The sequence below is a fragment of the Planctopirus sp. SH287 genome (assembly GCF_056500625.1).
Genome location: NZ_CM151403.1, coordinates 119629 through 137486 on the forward strand (window position 1 = coordinate 119629; position 17858 = coordinate 137486).

At 52.6% G+C, this 17858-nt stretch carries 14 protein-coding genes and 1 tRNA gene; 8 read left to right on the forward strand and 7 right to left on the reverse strand.

The window, feature by feature from the left end; all coding sequences use genetic code 11:
• Positions 1 to 80 precede the first annotated feature (80 nt).
• Positions 81 to 1184: a cis-3-hydroxy-L-proline dehydratase gene (locus SH287x_RS00440; RefSeq protein ID WP_479516438.1), complete on the reverse strand. Its 1104-nt coding sequence runs from the start codon at positions 1182 to 1184 to the stop codon at positions 81 to 83.
• A 124-nt stretch (positions 1185 to 1308) separates the two neighbouring features.
• Positions 1309 to 2043, reverse strand: coding sequence for a hypothetical protein (locus SH287x_RS00445; RefSeq protein WP_479516439.1), 735 nt, complete (start codon positions 2041 to 2043; stop codon positions 1309 to 1311).
• Positions 2044 to 2599: 556 nt separating this feature from the next.
• Between SH287x_RS00445 and SH287x_RS00450 the strand changes: the two genes are divergently transcribed.
• Both SH287x_RS00450 and SH287x_RS00455 read left to right on the forward strand, forming a co-directional pair.
• Positions 2600 to 3568 carry a DUF1559 domain-containing protein gene (locus tag SH287x_RS00450; protein WP_479516440.1) on the forward strand — a complete coding sequence of 323 codons (969 nt, stop codon included), beginning with the start codon at positions 2600 to 2602 and terminating at the stop codon, positions 3566 to 3568.
• 89 nt (positions 3569 to 3657) lie between these two features.
• Entirely contained in the window at positions 3658 to 4104 is a 447-nt protein-coding gene (locus SH287x_RS00455) for a hypothetical protein (protein WP_479516441.1), read from the forward strand.
• A 158-nt stretch (positions 4105 to 4262) separates the two neighbouring features.
• Here the strand turns inward: SH287x_RS00455 and hemQ are convergent, their stop codons facing one another.
• The gene (hemQ, locus tag SH287x_RS00460) at positions 4263 to 5102 is read right to left on the reverse strand and encodes a hydrogen peroxide-dependent heme synthase (protein ID WP_479516442.1); all 840 of its coding nucleotides are present in this window, start codon (positions 5100 to 5102) and stop codon (positions 4263 to 4265) included.
• A gap of 289 nt (positions 5103 to 5391) precedes the next feature.
• Positions 5392 to 7896 (reverse strand): cytochrome c peroxidase, encoded by a 2505-nt coding sequence (locus tag SH287x_RS00465; RefSeq protein ID WP_479516444.1) that lies wholly within the window; start codon positions 7894 to 7896, stop codon positions 5392 to 5394.
• Positions 7897 to 8450: 554 nt separating this feature from the next.
• Between SH287x_RS00465 and SH287x_RS00470 the strand changes: the two genes are divergently transcribed.
• The 4 genes from SH287x_RS00470 to SH287x_RS00485 all read left to right on the forward strand — a co-directional run bounded on the left by SH287x_RS00470 (position 8451) and on the right by SH287x_RS00485 (position 13574).
• The gene (locus tag SH287x_RS00470; RefSeq protein WP_479516445.1) at positions 8451 to 9431 is read left to right on the forward strand and encodes a DUF1559 domain-containing protein; all 981 of its coding nucleotides are present in this window, start codon (positions 8451 to 8453) and stop codon (positions 9429 to 9431) included.
• 205 nt (positions 9432 to 9636) lie between these two features.
• Positions 9637 to 10581, forward strand: coding sequence for a signal recognition particle-docking protein FtsY (ftsY, locus tag SH287x_RS00475; RefSeq protein WP_479518749.1), 945 nt, complete (start codon positions 9637 to 9639; stop codon positions 10579 to 10581).
• A 113-nt stretch (positions 10582 to 10694) separates the two neighbouring features.
• Positions 10695 to 11177, forward strand: coding sequence for an SsrA-binding protein SmpB (gene smpB, locus SH287x_RS00480; protein WP_479516446.1), 483 nt, complete (start codon positions 10695 to 10697; stop codon positions 11175 to 11177).
• A gap of 222 nt (positions 11178 to 11399) precedes the next feature.
• Positions 11400 to 13574, forward strand: a complete 2175-nt coding sequence (locus tag SH287x_RS00485) for a tetratricopeptide repeat protein (RefSeq protein WP_479516447.1) — start codon at positions 11400 to 11402, stop codon at positions 13572 to 13574.
• Between the two features lie 34 nt (positions 13575 to 13608).
• Here SH287x_RS00485 and SH287x_RS00490 read toward each other — a convergent pair.
• A tRNA-Ala gene (locus SH287x_RS00490) sits at positions 13609 to 13682 on the reverse strand.
• Between the two features lie 253 nt (positions 13683 to 13935).
• On the opposite strand from SH287x_RS00490, the gene SH287x_RS00495 reads away from it, so the two are divergent.
• Positions 13936 to 14952, forward strand: a complete 1017-nt coding sequence (locus SH287x_RS00495; protein ID WP_479516448.1) for a DUF1559 domain-containing protein — start codon at positions 13936 to 13938, stop codon at positions 14950 to 14952.
• A gap of 208 nt (positions 14953 to 15160) precedes the next feature.
• Complete coding sequence (locus SH287x_RS00500; RefSeq protein ID WP_479516449.1) at positions 15161 to 15613, forward strand: hypothetical protein; 453 nt, start codon at positions 15161 to 15163, stop codon at positions 15611 to 15613.
• 131 nt (positions 15614 to 15744) lie between these two features.
• Here the strand turns inward: SH287x_RS00500 and SH287x_RS00505 are convergent, their stop codons facing one another.
• Both SH287x_RS00505 and SH287x_RS00510 read right to left on the reverse strand, forming a co-directional pair.
• Positions 15745 to 16617, reverse strand: coding sequence for a DUF4276 family protein (locus SH287x_RS00505; RefSeq protein WP_479516450.1), 873 nt, complete (start codon positions 16615 to 16617; stop codon positions 15745 to 15747).
• A complete protein-coding gene (locus SH287x_RS00510) occupies positions 16614 to 17822 on the reverse strand; it encodes an AAA family ATPase (RefSeq protein WP_479516451.1) in 1209 nt (402 codons plus the stop codon). The genes SH287x_RS00505 and SH287x_RS00510 overlap by 4 nt, the downstream gene beginning before the upstream one ends.
• Positions 17823 to 17858 lie beyond the last annotated feature (36 nt).

The following is a 17858-nucleotide window of genomic DNA, read 5'->3' on the forward strand; positions in this document are numbered from 1 at the left end:
CGGGGATAGATTTCAAAAGAAATGCACACGTAACACGGAACCATCAAACAGGTTGCATTCTTACAAACGATCGGCATTTGTTATGAAATATCGACTAATCGAGGGCCATAGACCTCGAAGCGCGGAATAATCCCCAAGCCTGCCGCAGAACTGGCCTGCATAAAGCCCTCTTCTCGTTGCGGCGCCCCATCGGCATTGCAGACCGTCACATAGCTGTTGAAATCCGTGCTGGTGAATCGATAGGCTTCTGGAGTGCTGTGAGCTAAATGGGCGATTGCTGCTGTGGTAATATCTCCTCCCCAGCTATCCTCTAATGTCATGGCGATTCCCTGCGAAACGCACAAATCTCGAATCTGTTTTGTGCGAGTCAGGCCGCCCAGCTTACTGATCTTGAGATTGACGGCATCCATTGCCAGGTCTGCCTTGGCGCGGAGGAACATGCTTAATGAATCGATGTTTTCATCCAGAATAAACGGGAGATCTGTCGCCCTGCGGACAGCCAGGCACTCTTCATAAGTGAGGCAGGGCTGTTCGATATAGATATCTAAATCGCGTACAGCTCGCACCACACGAATGGCTTCATGTTGCGTCCATCCGGTGTTGGCATCGGCCACCAGACGATCCGCAGGATGTAATAGTCGCCGTACGGCATGAATGCGTTCAATATCAGTGTCGGGGTCACCTCCCACTTTCAGTTGAAAACGGGTATATCCCTCTGTTCGATAGGCGGCCACTTTTTTGGCCATCACCTCCGCTGGCTCTTGAGAAATCGCACGATACAGGCGAATTTTCTCTCCAAAACGACCACCCAGCAGCGTGCAGACCGGCAAGCCTGTCGCTCGCCCCAGAAGATCCCAGCAAGCGATATCGATCCCCGATTTTACATAAGGATGCCCCTTGAGGGCTGCATCCATCCGTTCATTCAAAACGCCCAGTTCGCAGGGATCAATCCCGATCAGATGAGGTGCCAGCTCTTTTAATCCCGTCCGAACTCCTTCCGCATAAGCTGGCAAATAAAATGGGCCTAACGGACAAACTTCGCCATAGCCAATCAGCCCCACATCCGTCTCAACACCTACTAATGTACTGTCAAAGACAGAGACCGATTTGCCGCCCGACCAGTGGTAACTCCCTTCTTTCAATGGAAGTTCAACGCGATGGGCAAAAATTCGGGTAATTTTCATCAACTGCTGTCCGTCAACTCAAAGGCAATGAACAATCGTCGTTTTGCATGTCGAACGAATCCACAACAACACCATACGTTGAAAGGAATATTGTGCACAAGAATCAAGGGGTGTTTCTGTGCGATCAATTGCTGCAATTCTCTTGGTTGAGGTCAGTGGCCGCTTTTTTTGAACCTGACTTGCAGGAAGCGACGATCTCGTTCTTGAGGGAGTCGGTCATCACCAGGCCCGGGGGCCGCGCCTCAATGAAGATGATGCCGTGGATCAGGTTCAGTTCGCTCATCGCCTGCCTCACATCCCGGGGTGAAGTCACCCCCAGAGCCGCTGAAACAGAGATACGGCTTTCGCTTTCAAGAAGCTTTCCCAGAGCCTTAGTCAACCGTTCACGGTCAGCATGGCGGGCCATCCAGATTCGTTGAATCATGAAAACCACCAGATGCCATGATGCCGGGCCAATGAGCAGGAGCATTAACAGCACTTTGAGAGCAGAAAGTACACCGGTAGCACGCCCCACGAACAAGCCGGGCAGCCCCATGAAGCCAGGAGCCATTCCCATCAGTGGCCCGGAATCTGTGGACGAGTTGTTCCCAAGATTTTGTAACGTTTCCCAGTTGACGGCAAAGTAGATCACGCCCAGAAGACAAAAGACGGCCGTGGTGACTTCGGAGTACCAACCTGGTGCGATCGCCCATTGGAACTGCATGATCAGGATCAACCAGATCATGTTCCAATAAAGCAGGGTGAGAAAACAACTGGCAAACACTCCGAAAAACAGGCCAGCGGCTGCCCAGAGAGTGACGTCATGAATTTGGCGATCAACCCACTGGTCGAGCGTGACTTTCTTGCGTTTCTGGCTCAATGGTAGCCCTCGATAAATTCCCAGGGAGTTCCAGACAAATGTGGATCAATTCGACTCTCGTCATTCGAGGCGACAGCCCATTGATCGATGAGAATCGTCATGAGTCGGGTTTCATTATATTGGTACTGTTTCCCGATGAGAGACGCGATTTGCTGTGATCGCGGTCAAGCATGAGAGTGCCCCCATCATTCCGCTGAAACGAATGCGCAGAAGATTTTGCCATGCTGAATTAGTGAAAAAACAGGAATAAGATTTGACATGAGCAATCAACAACTCTAACCTGAGACTCAATCTCAGTGAAAGCTTTGTCTTTCCAGAAAAACGGAATCTGCCAGCCAGTCGTTTGTCCTCTTTAGCAAACGCTCCGCCAGCATGGTGTCGAGACGTTCTTGTATCAATCACTGCGAAGCCGCAGACCTGCCTGCCCCGTGATGTTGGTGACTTACTCGCCACATCACGGCATTGCTTTCAACCCTGCCTTGGCGTCCTTCCCATTTCCCTCTGCCAGGAAGTCGATATGTACTCCTGTGTCTCCCTGTTAAGAAGACCCACCAAAGTGTCTCAAATTTCTATACCTGCTTTTCACGTTAATCGACGAGACGCGTTCACATTGATTGAGTTACTCGTCAGTATTGCGATCATTGCAATATTAATTGGTTTGCTACTCCCTGCTGTTCAGCAAGCACGGGAAGCGGCGCGCCAAGCTCAGTGCAAAAACAATCTCAAGCAGATTGGACTAGCACTACATAACTACAATGATGTTCACAAGCTCTTACCTCCGCTCTCTATGGATGTGGGATTTCCGATGTTCGGTTCGTCACGGACGGCATTCTTCAGCATACTTCCTCACCTGGATCAAACGGCTAGATTTGAGATGTTTGGCAGAAGAGTGGGGGCGACATACCCTGATCGCAACCAGGCAATTGCGACACCCATTTCTGTTTACCGTTGCCCTTCAGATGTCATCCCTCAGGCCAATAATTATTTTTCCTGGGCCGCATATACCCCACAGGCTTCAGCGACGAGCTATGCCATGTCAACAGGGTCATTGCTGTTTGTTCAAAACGATAATAACGGAGCGATCGTTGACTATTGCAACGTTTTCACCAACAACGCGGCTATTGGTGCGACATACCGGGGGGCTCAAGGGATTATTGTTCAGAAAACATCAATCAGCACGCTCATCAGTGGAGATGGGACGACCAACACATTGATGGCTGGTGAGCTTGGGTGGACATTGGAAGACACAATGAGCAATCCGCCAGGGTATACGACCTGGATTGGAGGCTATCCGCGAATGGGGATTGTGGCGGCGTCAACTGCCGGGAAATTCAATGTCAAACGCATGGAACCAGCTGTTGATGATTCGATCTCTATTATGGAGACCTTCCGGAGTCCTCATACGGCTGGCGTCAATTTTGTGATGGGAGACGGATCTGTTCGGATGCTTTCCACAAACATTGATAGCTTTACATTAGATCGGTTATCAAACCGTCATGATGGAGAAGTCATTGGAGATTTATGAAAGAGGAATATCAGCGTGAGTGTATGGTAAGTCGATAACGGTATATTCAATGTCTATTAAAGATTATAGATGCTTTTCGGGACATCTCGATGAATCTGGCGACTAGATATTCCCTGTCCCTGTTTTTTCTGGCTGTGTGGGGGTGCGGCAGTGCATTGCCTCCCCATCAGGTCTTTTCCGGGAAAGTCACTGTTGAGGGCGAACCGTTAAGTAGCGGTACAATCACTCTCAGGCCACTCAGTCGCGAGTCTGGCCCTAAAATTGTGGCCAATATTCGCGATGGTGAATTTCATCTGCCTCAAGAACATGGCCCCTGGCCAGGTGAATTTCAGGTCATGATTGCTTCAAATCCACCGGATGTGGAGGCGATTCTTGCTGGCGTCAGCCATGAATTACTTCGCCAAAAGGCCCAGATGCCACATCGGATGATTGCTTCCGAGTTTGATGCTCAATCAAGACTTCGAGTAACCATCCTGAGGGGAGAAAAAAACACGGCTCAATTTGATGTGAAATGGGCCTCAAAGCTCTCTGAATAGTCTTGCGAAGTCATCGCTCTCACTTTTTACCAGAGAAAATCTTGTGCCAATTGCTGGCGCCTATTTAGTTTATCAGCCGCAAAAAACGGTGATGTTTGTCTGCGGCTTTCTAAATACAACGGCAATACCAGCGGCTTCTGTGGATTTTCTCGAGTTTGTTAGAGTCGGACGTGGTCGAGGGCGGATTTTGGGTCGAGGATGTAGCTGGTATAGAACGGCCCGAACTCGGCATAGTGTGCCGAGGCCTTGTCAAATCGCATGGTATAGACGATCTCTTTGAGATACTCCGGCGTCCGGCCCCAAAGAGTCACGCCCCACTCCCAGTCATCCAATCCTGTCGATGCGGTGATAAGCTGGCTCACTTTACCAGCAAAGGCAATCCCGCTGGTCGCATGCTCGGCCATCAGCGCACTGCGCACGCTGAATGGTTCTTCATACCAGTTGGCCAAGGGGTGACGAGCCTTGTTCATGGGGTAGAAACACATCACGGGCCAGGCGGGAAAGTCGGGGCAGAGACGCTGCTGATTCATCATCGGCAGTCGTTGACGATAGCCATTCACACGAGCCGTGAAAGCCGGGTCTTCTGCGTTGGCACCTTCGCGAATTAATCGTTCAGAAAATTGTTCTACCGTAGGGACATATTCTGAGACTTCGGTAATGGAAACGAATGAACAAGTCGGTTCGAGGGCCACCCCCAGTGTGCTGGCACGGATCTTCTGGCGCAGCCGCTCAATCTTGAACGGGTCGGAATCCATGAGCATTAATGACAGATCGGCCCGGTGGCCGGCCACCACCGATGTCTGCAGCCGGACAGGGGCTTCGGGGGCATCGGGCCGAAGCAGTTCCAACAATTCTTCTCGGCCTGTCGCTCGTTGACTATCTGTCAGGCGAGCGTAGTTGGCCTGATTGATCTGGTAATAGAGATGGAGGCAATGCCAGCCCTCCTTGAGACAAGCGGTGGGGGCGGGCAGGTCACGGGGAGGTGCGGGATGACTCATGGCGATGCTCAGGTGGGAAATGAGATACGGGCGAAAAACTCGGGCAGGCAGGAATCAAAGGGGAAAGACGCGCTGATCGAATCACGCCAACTCCCTTTCAATCTCCTGTCCCGAATCATGCCCTCATCTTTTGCCGCAAGAACATCATGAGCAAGTCTGACGCCACTTCAATCAGGGAATTTTATGGATCGAATCCAACGAAGATCTCCGGGTTTTCCATGATCCATGCCAGTGATCTCGTTGATTTCCCTTTTTGAAACGTCCTTATCGTCAAGCAACCCGCAGCCGATCAGGGCGTCGTCACCTGACTCACTTTGAGTTGACGCAAGTCACGAATGACGGCGGATTGGTCGGCCACTGCCTGAGCTGTCACCTTCCATGTGGCGGTTCGGTGGTCGGCCAGAATCTGGCGAACCTGTGCTTCAAGTTCTGTCGAAAGGTTTAATTCGGGCAACCGGAATGCGGTCTGTTGAAGCGTGTTGGCGAAGGCGCCCCCCACGTAAATGCCGCTGATGATCAGCCGCTCAAACGCCACATCTTCAAAACGAAGTTGGGCTTCCTTGAGTGACAGCCGGCCATCCTGATCCTGATCACCGCCGCGTGCAAAGTTTTGCATTCGCTCGGGAAGCTCGCCAATTTCCAGAATGCCGTCATCATTGCTATCAAAGGCCATCAGGCGATTGACAAATCGTCTGACATCAATCCCCGGAGGAACGGCTTGGCCAAACCCTCCCGGATCCTGAGAGAGGGAACGGCAGAGAGCATTCAATTCATCGTGATCCAGTGAACTATCCTGATTGCGATCGAAGCTCAGGACTCGTTTTTGAGCCGATTCCCGCGCCGCTGCGGTGACTCCAGTGTTTGCAGGTGTGTTTGCGACCTGTCCATTGATCACCATCATGCGATATCTGGCGAAGAGTTCTGGCCCCAATGTTTTTTCAAGTTGAGCCAAGGTCTGCTGATCCAGAGCCAGCCACTCCCGTTCGAGTTGACCTTTGGCTTTGCGGATGGAGGCCCGTGCCGCCAGGACTCCGTCGGGTGTCAGCGAAAAGCCATTAATCAACCGATCAAGAAAGACTTCCAGTCGCCCGCCGTCTTTCATGCTGACAATACGTTCCAACGAGCGAAACAGACGGACTTCCTGATCATCGATGGTGCCATCGGCATTCAGATCCGCCGTGAGCGGGAGATGTTCCACCGGAATGGAAGGGATCAGGCTGTCGCGCGTCGCGGCACTGTTTCCTCCCCGGCGGGTGCGTTCGGCACGCGGCCCCGTTTCTTCAGAGATGCCCAGAAAACCTTGAGTCTGACCTGTTTTGGCCAGAATGAGCACGACAGGCTGCAGTTCTTTCAGCGAAAGTGCTTTGTCGTGATTCTCATCCAGCGAAATTAACCAGCTTAAGGTTTCCTGAGATGTTAAGCCCTGCCCTTGGTCAAGGAGTTCCTGAGGAGTTGCGCGGTTACTTGTGTCGACTGAGAGAACAGGGGTGGTTGCCGTTTGAGTCGATGCAATCAGTTCAGGGAGGCTGGCCTGGTTATCGGAAGGCATTTCCCAGGGATTGGAGAACCGGGGATCACGAATGATGTCGTGATCGCTCAGCGTTTTCATGAATGCGACCAGGCCTTCTTTTTCAGCCGGTGTGAACTGGAATCTCTGCACAGGGCCGACGGTGGGATGTCGTGCGACGTTCTCGCTGTAATGTGCAACGACATCTTCCAGCGTGGCCAGTCGACCGTCGTGCATATAGGGAGCGGTGAATTCGATATTCCGAAGAGATTGGGCGCGGAAAAGGCCAATGTCGCTGGGGTTAAAGGTGGCGTCGCCGCGTCCTCCATCTCTGGCTTCTGCTGTGGGATTGATGCCATTATTGAGCGAGCGAAACATGGAAAAGAGAGCTACTTTTTCTTGATTTCCCAGATGATGGCAGGCCTGGCACTTCTCGAAAAAGACTTTTTTCCCCAGATTTTCGGCAGCGGTAAAGTTGGGGAAATCGACCTTGGCAGAAGGTGCCTGGCCGGCTCCTGCATCATATTTGGAATGGGTCGATGTGATGGCTCGCAGGAACTGGGAGAGTGCTCGGGCGATCCGCTCATTGGTAATCTCTTCGTTTCCAAAGGCGGCCAGAAACAGGGGTTGATAACGGGGATCGGCTTTGACGGCGGCCGCCAATGACTCCTCGGTATGTCCCATCTCGACATGGCTGAGCAATGGCTGCATGACAGCCGCTTCGAGCGTGGGGGCCCGTTCATCCCAGAAGAACGTGCCACGGACAAATCGAAGGTCAGTCAGTGCCATCGAATTGCGATCAGTTTTTTGACCATCAAAACCGACGCTGACCACTCGTGGGTCAGAAAAAGCATGTTCCTGACGGTGGCAGGACGCGCACGAGACCTGTCCATTCACGGACAAGGCCACGTCGTAAAACAGGACACGCCCCAAGGTGGCCCCTGCATCGGTGAGAGGATTGTCAGAGGGTGTCATATCAAAAAATGAAACACCGGCTGCCGTGAAATACTCAGGCCAGACGGGCTGGGCATAGTTTTCAAGTTGAGCCGGAACATTTAATTTTCGACCAGCCAGAGTGGGTGATGTTGATGGCTTGTCTATTAATACAGGCTCGGCCGCTAACGCAGGCTCAGCGGCCGTTAATAGCAGAGAACTCCATAGGCCCCACAGTGATACTACGGCAATCGCGAGACATTGATGGCCCAATCGCCTGGAAACAAGATCAGGACGGTTCACCATAGTTCGCTCATTCTTAATAACCGTATCAGCGTCACATTGAGTTTCCACAAAGCACTCCTCGAGTCGATGAGAGACAATCGATTCCGACTGCCCGGCCATGCTTCTTGCTACTTTAGTCCACGAACTATTGTAGAGAGATCGAATAGTTAAAGTCGGGCCGTCAGGAGATCGTGGCTGCAGACCATTGATTGTGGGTGAGTTCCGACCTACGCAAGATCCGGATTCTTTTCACAGGCCATTTCACTGGTTCATCGTGACAGGCAATCTAACACCAGTCATCACCGATCAGCAACGAGTGATTCGGGGAGATTTTGAATTCTTCAGGCGGGATTTCGCCGTGATTTCCAGATGAATCATGGCGCAACACCCACTCGTCGCATTTATCGACAGCATGTCGGACAAATCGCCATCATTGCGCCACTGGACTGATTTTCACAGAGGCGTGATGGGTGGTTTTCTGACATGAAATCTCAAGTAGTCACACCAGGAGAAAGAAAATCAGAGCGGCGCAGGTTTTGCGTCAAGTTCGGATGAATGGTCTTTGATCGATTCAGATCAGACACGCCGCTTTGGCTCAGTTTATCAACGAAAGATCGCGTTCTATGTCGTCTTCCCAGATTCGCCGGCAGGCTCCTCGCATGTCGGGTTTTACGTTGATTGAGCTGTTGGTCGTCATTGCTATCATCGCCATTCTGATCGCTCTGCTCTTGCCAGCTGTACAGCAAGCCCGCGAGGCCGCCCGCCGGACTCAGTGCAAGAACAACCTCAAGCAATTAGGGCTGGCGTTCCATAATTATGCTGACACGCATAACGCGTTTCCCTATTCACGGATTACGGGGCCATATCTCGCATTGCCTAATGCCGTACATTCGGGCTGGTCGGTTTGCCTGCTCCCATTTCTGGATCAGGCGAATGTTTACAATATCTATAACTTTAACCTGCCTCATTTTGAAGCTGTGAACCAGACGGCTGTTCGCACAAAGATGCCGGTTTTTATCTGTCCGTCGACACCGAATGGTGAGAGGACGGTACAACTTGCGACCGGCCCCACTGCAGCGCAGTTGCTAGCCGATCGTTATGGTGCAGCTTCTGACTACTATGCTCGCGCTCCACAGTTGGGGTATCACATTGATATCACAGGCAAGAGGGGTGCTCCAGCACTGAATTCTAACAAACATACGCGACTGGCTGAGTTTACCGACGGGTTATCCAACACCATTCTTCTCGGTGAGATTGCTGGACGACCTCAAAAATACGTCAGTGGATCTCTGACCGGGGTGGCAAGTGACCAACCCGGTTGGGCCGCATGGTCAAGCCCCAATGCCCTTCAACTCTACCCCACCACCGCGGACTGCAGCGCGGAAGGGAATCGTTACGTCGTTGGGCCACCTGTCGTGACAAATCCTCAATACAATCGTTTGATCAACACCTGTAACGCCCAGACGCTGTACAGTTTCCACACCGGCTCTGCCACTGTTCTGCTGGGTGACGGAACCGTGCGTTCGCTGAGCGAAAACATGGATGTTGATCTCTGTATCAATCTTCACACACGCGATGGCGGGGAAGTTCTGGGAGAGTTTTAAACGGCCGTGGCCAGTGAACGATAAAAACGGAGCGGTAAAAACGGTTCCGATCAAATGTTCAGATAGCTCAGTCTCCCGTGGACATGCTTCTGCGCAGCAATCTGCTACCATCAGGGAAGAATGTGTGGCAGTAACCAATCGGGGCACGCCCGATCTTGCCATTCCCGATGAACCATCGGCAAAGGCAGCGCTGAGGAAAGCGGACATGGGATTTTTTGATAAGCTGAAGGCCGGTCTCAAGAAAACTTCGCAATTGTTGCGGACGGATATTCGTGACCTGTTTCGATCAGGCGAGATTCTTTCTGAATCTCATTTGGAGAAATTTGAAGCCAAACTCATTCAAACCGACATGGGCGTTGCAGCCACCACTCGCATTGTCGATGAGTTGCGCAAGGCTCATCTGGGTCGAACGATGCAGGTGGATCTTCTCTGGGAGACCGTCCGTTCGACCGTTCGTTCGATCCTGAAGGGAGATGCCGCAGCCGTTGTTGGCAATCCCGAGCAACCCCTGTCTCCCCTGATCTTTTCGGAAGGCAAGCCAACGGTCATTCTTGTGGCCGGTGTGAATGGCACGGGCAAGACAACCACGATTGCCAAGCTGGCCCGATTGCTGACTTCCAACGGAAAGAGCGTCATGCTGGCGGCGGGCGATACCTTCCGGGCAGCCGCTGTCGAACAATTGGCGCTCTGGAGCCAGCGACTGGGTTGCGCCATTGTCACCAAACCTTCCGGCACAGACCCCGCCGCTGTCGCATTTGCGGGCTGCGAAGAAGCCCTTAAGGCTGGCGTTGATGTCCTCATCATCGACACGGCTGGCCGCCTGCACAATCAGCAAAACCTGATGCAGGAACTGGAAAAGATCAAGCGGGTGATCAACAAGCAGGTGCCTGGTGCTCCTCATGAGTCCTTGCTGGTGATTGATGCCACCACCGGACAGAACGGGCTGAATCAGGCGATGGCGTTCTCGAAAGCGGTGGGGACAACGGGACTGATTCTCAGTAAACTCGACGGCACAGCCCGTGGCGGAGTGGCAGTAGCAATCCGCCAGCAGATGGGCATTCCCGTGAAATATGTGGGTGTGGGTGAAGGGATCGACGATCTCGAAGTCTTTGATCCAGATCAGTTTGCCAACGCTCTTTTCGCCGAATGAGCCGAGAGGCGACCTCGTCAGCGGATGACGCTCTTTTCGAGATGCCCACGAACCTGCTGGCCATCTCGGTGTCATGACCTCCCCCTTCCTTATTCTCGTAGCATCTGACTTCCATGGCCGGTAAATCAAAACCTTCTGACGACAAGCCCAATGACGTTTCCGTTTGCCGGAACCGGCGTGTGCGGCACGAGTACGAACTCTTCGACCAGCTGGATTGCGGCATCGTCCTCATGGGGAGCGAGGTCAAAAGCATTCGTGCGGGCAAAATCTCGCTGGAAGAAGCCTGGGTGCGCGTTCAGGCTGGCGAGCTGTTTCTTGTCGGGTGCGATATTTCCGAGTACCCGCAGGCCTCATGGCTCAACCACGAATCCAAGCGGGTCCGCAAGCTTCTGGCGCATAAACGGGAACTCAAAAAGTTTTGCGGCAAAGCGACCGAGCGAACAATCACAATCGTCCCGCTGGAAATTTATCTGAGCCGCGGGTTTGTGAAGGTCAAAATCGCCTTGGCGAAAGGCCGGAAAACGCACGACAAGCGAGAAAAAATCAAAGCCCAGGACGCTCGCCGAGAAATCCGGCAAGTCACTCGCCGCGGGTAATCCGGTTGAATGTTTCGGCATCAGAAAACGGCATCAGATCCAGCAGCAGCCGGAAAAGTTTGCCACGCTTCGCTAATGCGATTGTCCATGGGACGAAATGCGTTGAACTGCGGGCAAACTTCCGGCTCCCGGAATTCTATCAGGTAGGCTCTCAGGGAGTCCCCTTGTAGGTCTTGTCGTTTCTCTTCGTTCCTGCCTGCACCTGACGGGAGGGAGCACTTGGTGTTGATGCGGCTACATGACTGCCTGAATGTCCTGTTTCACCCGGTATTCATCCGGGGAGTGGCTGGCGGCTGCGCCATGGTTATTTCACTCCCTTCAGTTTTCGCGGCCCAATTTCCGCCCACCAATCAGAATGTCAACATCACCTTTAACCCTGCCAGCGACATGGGAACCAACATCCCCATGAATGCCGGGCCAATGTCGACGTCTCCCACACCACAGCCTTTCATTGATCGTCCAAATGCAGAGCAACAGCTGGCACAATTGAATGCTGCTGGCGTCCCTCAAGCGCAAATCATCGGCAATCTGCCTGCTGCGCCACCCGCAACGAGTAGCATCGCCTCCCCACCGCCACTGGTCACTCAGACATTTGATCCGCAAAAAGCCCGCGCAACGGCCGTTGCACTCAACTACAGCCGGTCATCGCTTCATCGAATTCGTCGAAACCCTTCTGTGCGAGTCATGCACGAAGAACAGACAAAAATTCTTAACCATCTCGACTTCGGCGGGGTGGCGGACGAAGAGGTGGTCAAACTCTATTCGTCGATTCTCGATGAAGTGGGACAGCACCGACTCGCTGATCAGGAGCGTGTTGTTCTACAAGATAAATACCAGGGAGCTATTGCGCAAGGGGCCACGCTGGGGGCATTTACGATTGCTGCTCAGTTGGCGACCGCCAGCTTTCCAGAAGCGATTCGCACCGGTGCCGCCAGTTGGTGGGACTATCGCACCACCACTTTGAACCGCGACCTTGACCTCTGGCGGGTGGAAAAGGCCCGGCTTCAAGCCATTAACTCAAAGTCGATCCAGTTCCTAGAAACCAGTTGGAAGCTAGCCCGGACACGACAGATTCCCGACACATGGCTCGTGCGTTCGGATGATCTGGATCAATTGGAATTGGCCTGGGCAGAGCCTGATCTGGAAACGCGTTTTCGTCGATTGAAACGTAGTGAATCGTTCATGGAGGCATGGCCGCCTTACTACTATTATGTAGCGCGGACCGAACAGGGATTGGGCCGCCTTGCCGATGCCAATAAAACCTATGATAAGCTCGCCAGATTACAGGAAGGGCATTTTCGTAAAGATGAAATGCTAGCCGCATCTCTCGCGAATCAAGCAGCGATTCAAACGGTGCTGGGGCTACCAGAAGCTCCTGATACCGCCAAAAAAGCGCTGGCTGCTTCTCATGAGTCGTGGGAATCTCATCTGCTGGCCGCTGCGGTTTTACAGCGAGCAGGCGAGTTTGATCTGGCAGAAGAAGCGATCCTGCGGAATCTTGACAGTAAAGCCGTGGTGCTTCCCAGCCAGGTCGCGCTGCTTTCGCTCTATTGTTCCAGCGGGGCGACCGAGAAATTGCAGGCCCGGCTAGCCGATCAGTCATTACTTCGCCAGGTTCCTGTCCCTGTGCTGTTAGCCTGCAGTTCGGTGCTCGGAGACCAAACGCCTCCCAGCCTGAGGCAACAATTGACAGCTTCCATCCAGGGGATGCCTAAGCTGAACTTTGGAGCCGATGATTTTGTGATTGCGGCTCAACCCAACTGGAACATTGAAGGAGCCCGCGTCACACTGGAAATGAACGGCCAGCGGTATGGACAGCCCCAGTTGGCCCAGCAAAATGGATATGTGACAGCCAGCTTTCCAGGAATTGCCGAATGGGGTCACCCGTTGGGTAGCCCCCCTGATCGTTTGGCTCGCTCCACGATTGTGCTGGAATATCCCCAGCTTCCGCCCATCCGTCTGGTGCTGGAAGGCCGACCTTCTTCGGAAAACACAACTCTCGCTCAACGCGGGCCACGCTGGCAACTTGCCCAGATCGGGTCAGATGAAGCATTAGTGACCCGCTTTGCTCCACGTGCGGAATCCGCCCTGGCCCGGCAGCGAACAAACCCCGTGCAACTGGGAACCCCTGCTGGAAGTCCGCTGGAAGAAGCCACACCAGGCATTGAAATAGTGGACGTCATCGACAGTCGACCGCTGGTTCCCAAGCATCCGTTTGAAGACGATCTTCCAATGGGAACGCTCTTTCCGGATGCCGATGTGGCTGCATCGACAAAGCGAACGACCTCGCAGCCTGTGTCACAAACGGTGACCAAGCCACCAATCATCCGCCGGCTCCCCCATTGGCCGCATGCACCGTCTCAATCGCAAGACGCCAGTCCCGGTGCCTCGAAGTAAAACTTCGGGCAAACTGATGAGGATTTGGGGCAAATGGAGCGGAGGGGAGTCGAACCCCCCGACCTCAGCATTGCGAACGCTGCGCTCTCCCAACTGAGCTACCGCCCCCAGTGACATAAGTCTATCTGATTTCAGTGTTTCCGGAAAGATCTAAACTTCCGTCCCCATTCGGGAATGTCGCTTTTTCTCTGTTAAATCTTTGTTCCTGTATCAAGATGTTTCCTGAAAAGAAACTTTTTTTCTTAAATTTCGCAAAATCCACGTTGCGACTTAAGAGAAATTTAATACACCTTCAGTCAACTTTGTTGTCATCCCCCGAGCACTTCTGCCCGGTGACTAACCAAGACTTCTGGAGAGTGTGATGTTTCTTATTTTTCGTAACCGTATCGCCAATTCCCGGTCGCGTTCAGCTTTCACTTTGATTGAATTGCTGGTGGTGATTGCCATCATCGCCATTTTGATCGCGCTGCTGCTTCCTGCTGTTCAACAGGCCCGCGAAGCGGCTCGCCGGACGCAGTGCAAGAACAACCTCAAGCAATATGGTCTGGCTTTGCATAACTATCACGACACGAACCGCATGTTCCCGATAGGTGGGGCCGGCAGCCGCGATGTGCCACCGGGAGTGAGCTGGCAGGTGCGGGTTCTTCCATTCGTTGACCAGGCACCTCTTTACAACGAACTCGACATGGCGGGCCAGCTTCCCGCGACCAGTTATCTCGCAGCCGGCAATCGATATGATGTTCCCTATCAGATTCTGTCGAACGGGCGGCAATTCCGTCAGTTGACGCTCCCCTTCGTCTTGTGCCCCAGCGAACCGAGTTCCTCCGTCGTGAGCGACTGGGCACAAGGAAGCTACGGCGGTTCGGTTGGCTCGCAGCCCACGTCCGCGACGGACACCGGTTGCACCCCATTCGCGAGTGTCTCCCTCCTGCCGAGTGGAACGAACTTCGGCCAGACAAGCAACAAATCGCTCATCTCGGGGATGTTCTCCCGCAATGGCGCGGCGATCTCTATCGCCGATGTCACGGATGGCACCTCAAACACCATCCACGTGGGTGAAGTGACTCCGGGATGTTCGAGTGCCGATCGTTCGAGCTGGCTGCATTCGGTTGGGGCAGTCAACGCCGAGGGGCACACTCTTGTCCCCATCAACGACTTCACCACCTGCCCCGGTAGGAATTCCGACACTCAGTTTCCTGCCTGCACCGGACAGGACAACTGGTACTTCGTGCATGGCTTCCGATCACCGCACACAGGCGGTGCGCACTTCCTGTTCGTCGATGGCACCGTCCGCTTTCTCAGCGAGAACATTGACCATGCGAACGTCTACCAGGCTCTGGGTGGTCGGGCGGATGGCAAGGTTGTCGGCGAATTCTAATGCCGTACCACGGCTTTGTCTTGGGGTTTCATACGTGATGACCATCCTCCGTTGTCGGATTTAGCAACCTGTTCAACCTCGCTTTTTAAGTTTGACGAACCGCCAGACCATTCATCAAGTTGCGGCCACCGCTATGCGTGGTGTTTGTTTGGCGTCATCAAGAATCAGAAACAAGTGGGTTGACCCCACCGCTCGCCGGGAAGACGACATGCGTGCTCCGTTCCGTTTATTTTCGATGTTGGCTGTGTGGTCGATTGCAATTCTGAGCCTTGTTGGTTGCGGGGCGAGTGACGCGCCGCGGTTGGCCGACGGGGGAGGAATTGTCTTCTTCAAGGGGAAGCCCCTCGCCAGTGCGAATGTCGTCTTCATCCCCGAGAAAGGGCCGGTGGCAGCGGGTGTCACCGACGAGAAGGGAGTCTTCAATTTGAGGACGAAAAACTTGAAAGGTGCTCTTGTGGGGAATCATAAAGTCGCGATCTCGCTCTACGACAGCGCCGGCGAGGTGGTCGACAACGATGCCGTCGATCCGCCAGCCAAACCGGCGTCACTCCCCAAGCCACTGATTCCACCCAAGTACACCGGCCATCTCACCAGTGGCCTTACCGCCACCGTCGACACCGATGCCACCAAGAACGACTTTGCCTTCGATTTGACCGAGTGAAGGACGTCAGGCACCCCGTCCTGCCGCATAGTGAAAGAGTCCCGTGATGGGCCAGCGTTTCAGCATCACTCCGACCTTCCAGATCGGTTTCATGCCGTTTTCAATGGTAAGCCTGCGACACGGCAACAGGTCTAGTGGGATGGCTTACTATCGGCCTTCTCGTCAAGCGGAGAGATCTGGTGCTTGTCGGGGATCGTGTGGAGTTGCCCTACAGTTACATCCCAATACTGACCCACTTGAAGTTGAAACAAATCTCCTCGCTCCAGACCAATGACCTCCCACATCCACGCCACAAGTGTTCGCAGCGCACGGCAATGGTTGGGATTGTCCAAGACCTTAGCGAGATCAAGTCCTTTTGCGATTCGTTCACCCTGATCTACTTGGTCAAATTTACTGTTGGGCTTTATTGAGCGAATCGCTTTGTCGATTTCTTGTTTCGGATGGCGAATATTCTCAACATCGTCCGGATATACACCAAGCGATATCTCACAAACCTGATTCACCACTTCAGGATGCTTGAAGTAGTAAGCTTCGATCATGTTGACGAAAAAATGCACAGAGAAACGAAAAAGAAGATCAGGATGTTTGGCCAACCTCCTTTCGACAAACTCACGGTAGTACAAGTACCGCTCATTCGCGTTTGAATTTCTTTCACCAAGTGATGAATTCGAGTCGTGGCCGGCCCTTTGACCTTTGCTTTTTGACGCAGGTTTTCTGACATCGACGTGCTCCAAATCGTCGACAAGCAAAGCGAAATGTGTCTCTGAACTACGTACCCATCGGCCTACATCAGTTGCAAATTCTTCTATCCGAGTTGGCATCACCCTTGTATTACGCGTTTTTCTCGTAGAATTGATCGGTGGAACATGCTGCTCAAAAGCCTTTTTCGTTGTGATACTTAAAAAACCAACTGACATCAGACTTCTGAAGAAAAACTTCAGAAACTTCTCTTCACCCTCGCCAGTAACGTATATCCTTAAATGAACATAATTCGAGCCACTCATCGCGGCGATTCCACATCATCATACAGTGCTTTATCACCTTGCTTACCAATGATGTTCATGCGGTAGAGGGATCCGAGGTCGTACTCATTCAGCAAATCACGGTCTTCCTGAATCTCACTGACTCGCGTGGCCGTCACGCCATTCTCCCCGGACTGCATTAGCAGAATTTCATCTTCTTTGAATTCTGATAGCAATGTGGGAGAGTGAGTGGCGAGGATGACCTGCCGGTTCCACTTCGACGTGGCCTCCTTGATGGCATCGGAGAGAACCGTCAGCGCCCACGGGTGTAGGGAGAGGTCGGGTTCGTCAAGAATAATTGTGCGAGAGTATTTATTGTCGCAAAACAAAGCGGTGAGACAAAATGCCAAGTGGATAAGACCATCGGGCGAAGCAATCAGCGGCACAATCTCTTCATATCTTTTCTCAACAACTCGGCACTGGACATAATTTCCCGATGTCCGTAGCTCAAATTCAATAAACTCAGGAAAAGCTTTTCTGAGATAGTGCATCACCATATCGTACGCACGCTCAGTCTCTTTTGTGTCACGCAGATCTCTCAGCACACTCCACAAAAACTGACCGGCTCTCCCCAGAACTCTCGTTTCATCTGCTCGGGAGCCAGTTTCTGCAAGTACATCAATTGCTAGACGACGGCAGGCGAAACTCCGAATTTGCCCTAATTGTTCGTGAAAGCGAAGGAACTCTATCGCCTCGCCTTTATTATCAATAAAAATCTGATTGACTTCATAAAATGCGTCTTCCCACAAACTTCGATTGACATGAGATCGCAATCGAACTGTTGATGGATCTTCCTCACGTAATGTGTCGAGGATACCCGATCCTTCTGAGTTAAAAATGGCGGCAGAGTCTGGAGGAGAAATTCGTTTAACTAACTCCGATCCAACGCCCTTCTCATGAATCTGATGTGGCCTAATAGCCCTTTGATAGTGAAAATTACCAGACGTTACAGCAATTAACGTCGCTTCATTTTCAAACAAACCAAAGCTCCGCAGGTTCCCGGCCCCACCTGCATGGCGAATGGAAGCATCCAACCCTTCTTTAACACTATCCCTTAGAAACGCCAAACCTTGAAGTAGTGTCGACTTTCCAGAACCATTGGGGCCAAACAGAACATTGATAGGCTTCAGATCAATACACAGATTGCGTATTGATCTGAAGTTCTCAAATGTGATCGAGTTCAACATAATCAATGCTCCTTCAGGGCATTGTAAATCCCTGCA

Coding starts and splice junctions, on each gene's coding strand:
- SH287x_RS00440 (WP_479516438.1), bottom strand. CDS start 1,184: ATGAAAATTACCCGAATTTTTGCCCATCGCGTTGAACTTCCATTGAAA.
- SH287x_RS00455 (WP_479516441.1), top strand. CDS start 3,658: ATGAATCTGGCGACTAGATATTCCCTGTCCCTGTTTTTTCTGGCTGTG.
- hemQ (WP_479516442.1), bottom strand. CDS start 5,102: ATGAGTCATCCCGCACCTCCCCGTGACCTGCCCGCCCCCACCGCTTGT.
- SH287x_RS00470 (WP_479516445.1), top strand. CDS start 8,451: ATGTCGTCTTCCCAGATTCGCCGGCAGGCTCCTCGCATGTCGGGTTTT.
- ftsY (WP_479518749.1), top strand. CDS start 9,637: ATGGGATTTTTTGATAAGCTGAAGGCCGGTCTCAAGAAAACTTCGCAA.
- smpB (WP_479516446.1), top strand. CDS start 10,695: ATGGCCGGTAAATCAAAACCTTCTGACGACAAGCCCAATGACGTTTCC.
- SH287x_RS00495 (WP_479516448.1), top strand. CDS start 13,936: ATGTTTCTTATTTTTCGTAACCGTATCGCCAATTCCCGGTCGCGTTCA.
- SH287x_RS00500 (WP_479516449.1), top strand. CDS start 15,161: ATGCGTGCTCCGTTCCGTTTATTTTCGATGTTGGCTGTGTGGTCGATT.
- SH287x_RS00505 (WP_479516450.1), bottom strand. CDS start 16,617: ATGAGTGGCTCGAATTATGTTCATTTAAGGATATACGTTACTGGCGAG.
- SH287x_RS00510 (WP_479516451.1), bottom strand. CDS start 17,822: ATGTTGAACTCGATCACATTTGAGAACTTCAGATCAATACGCAATCTG.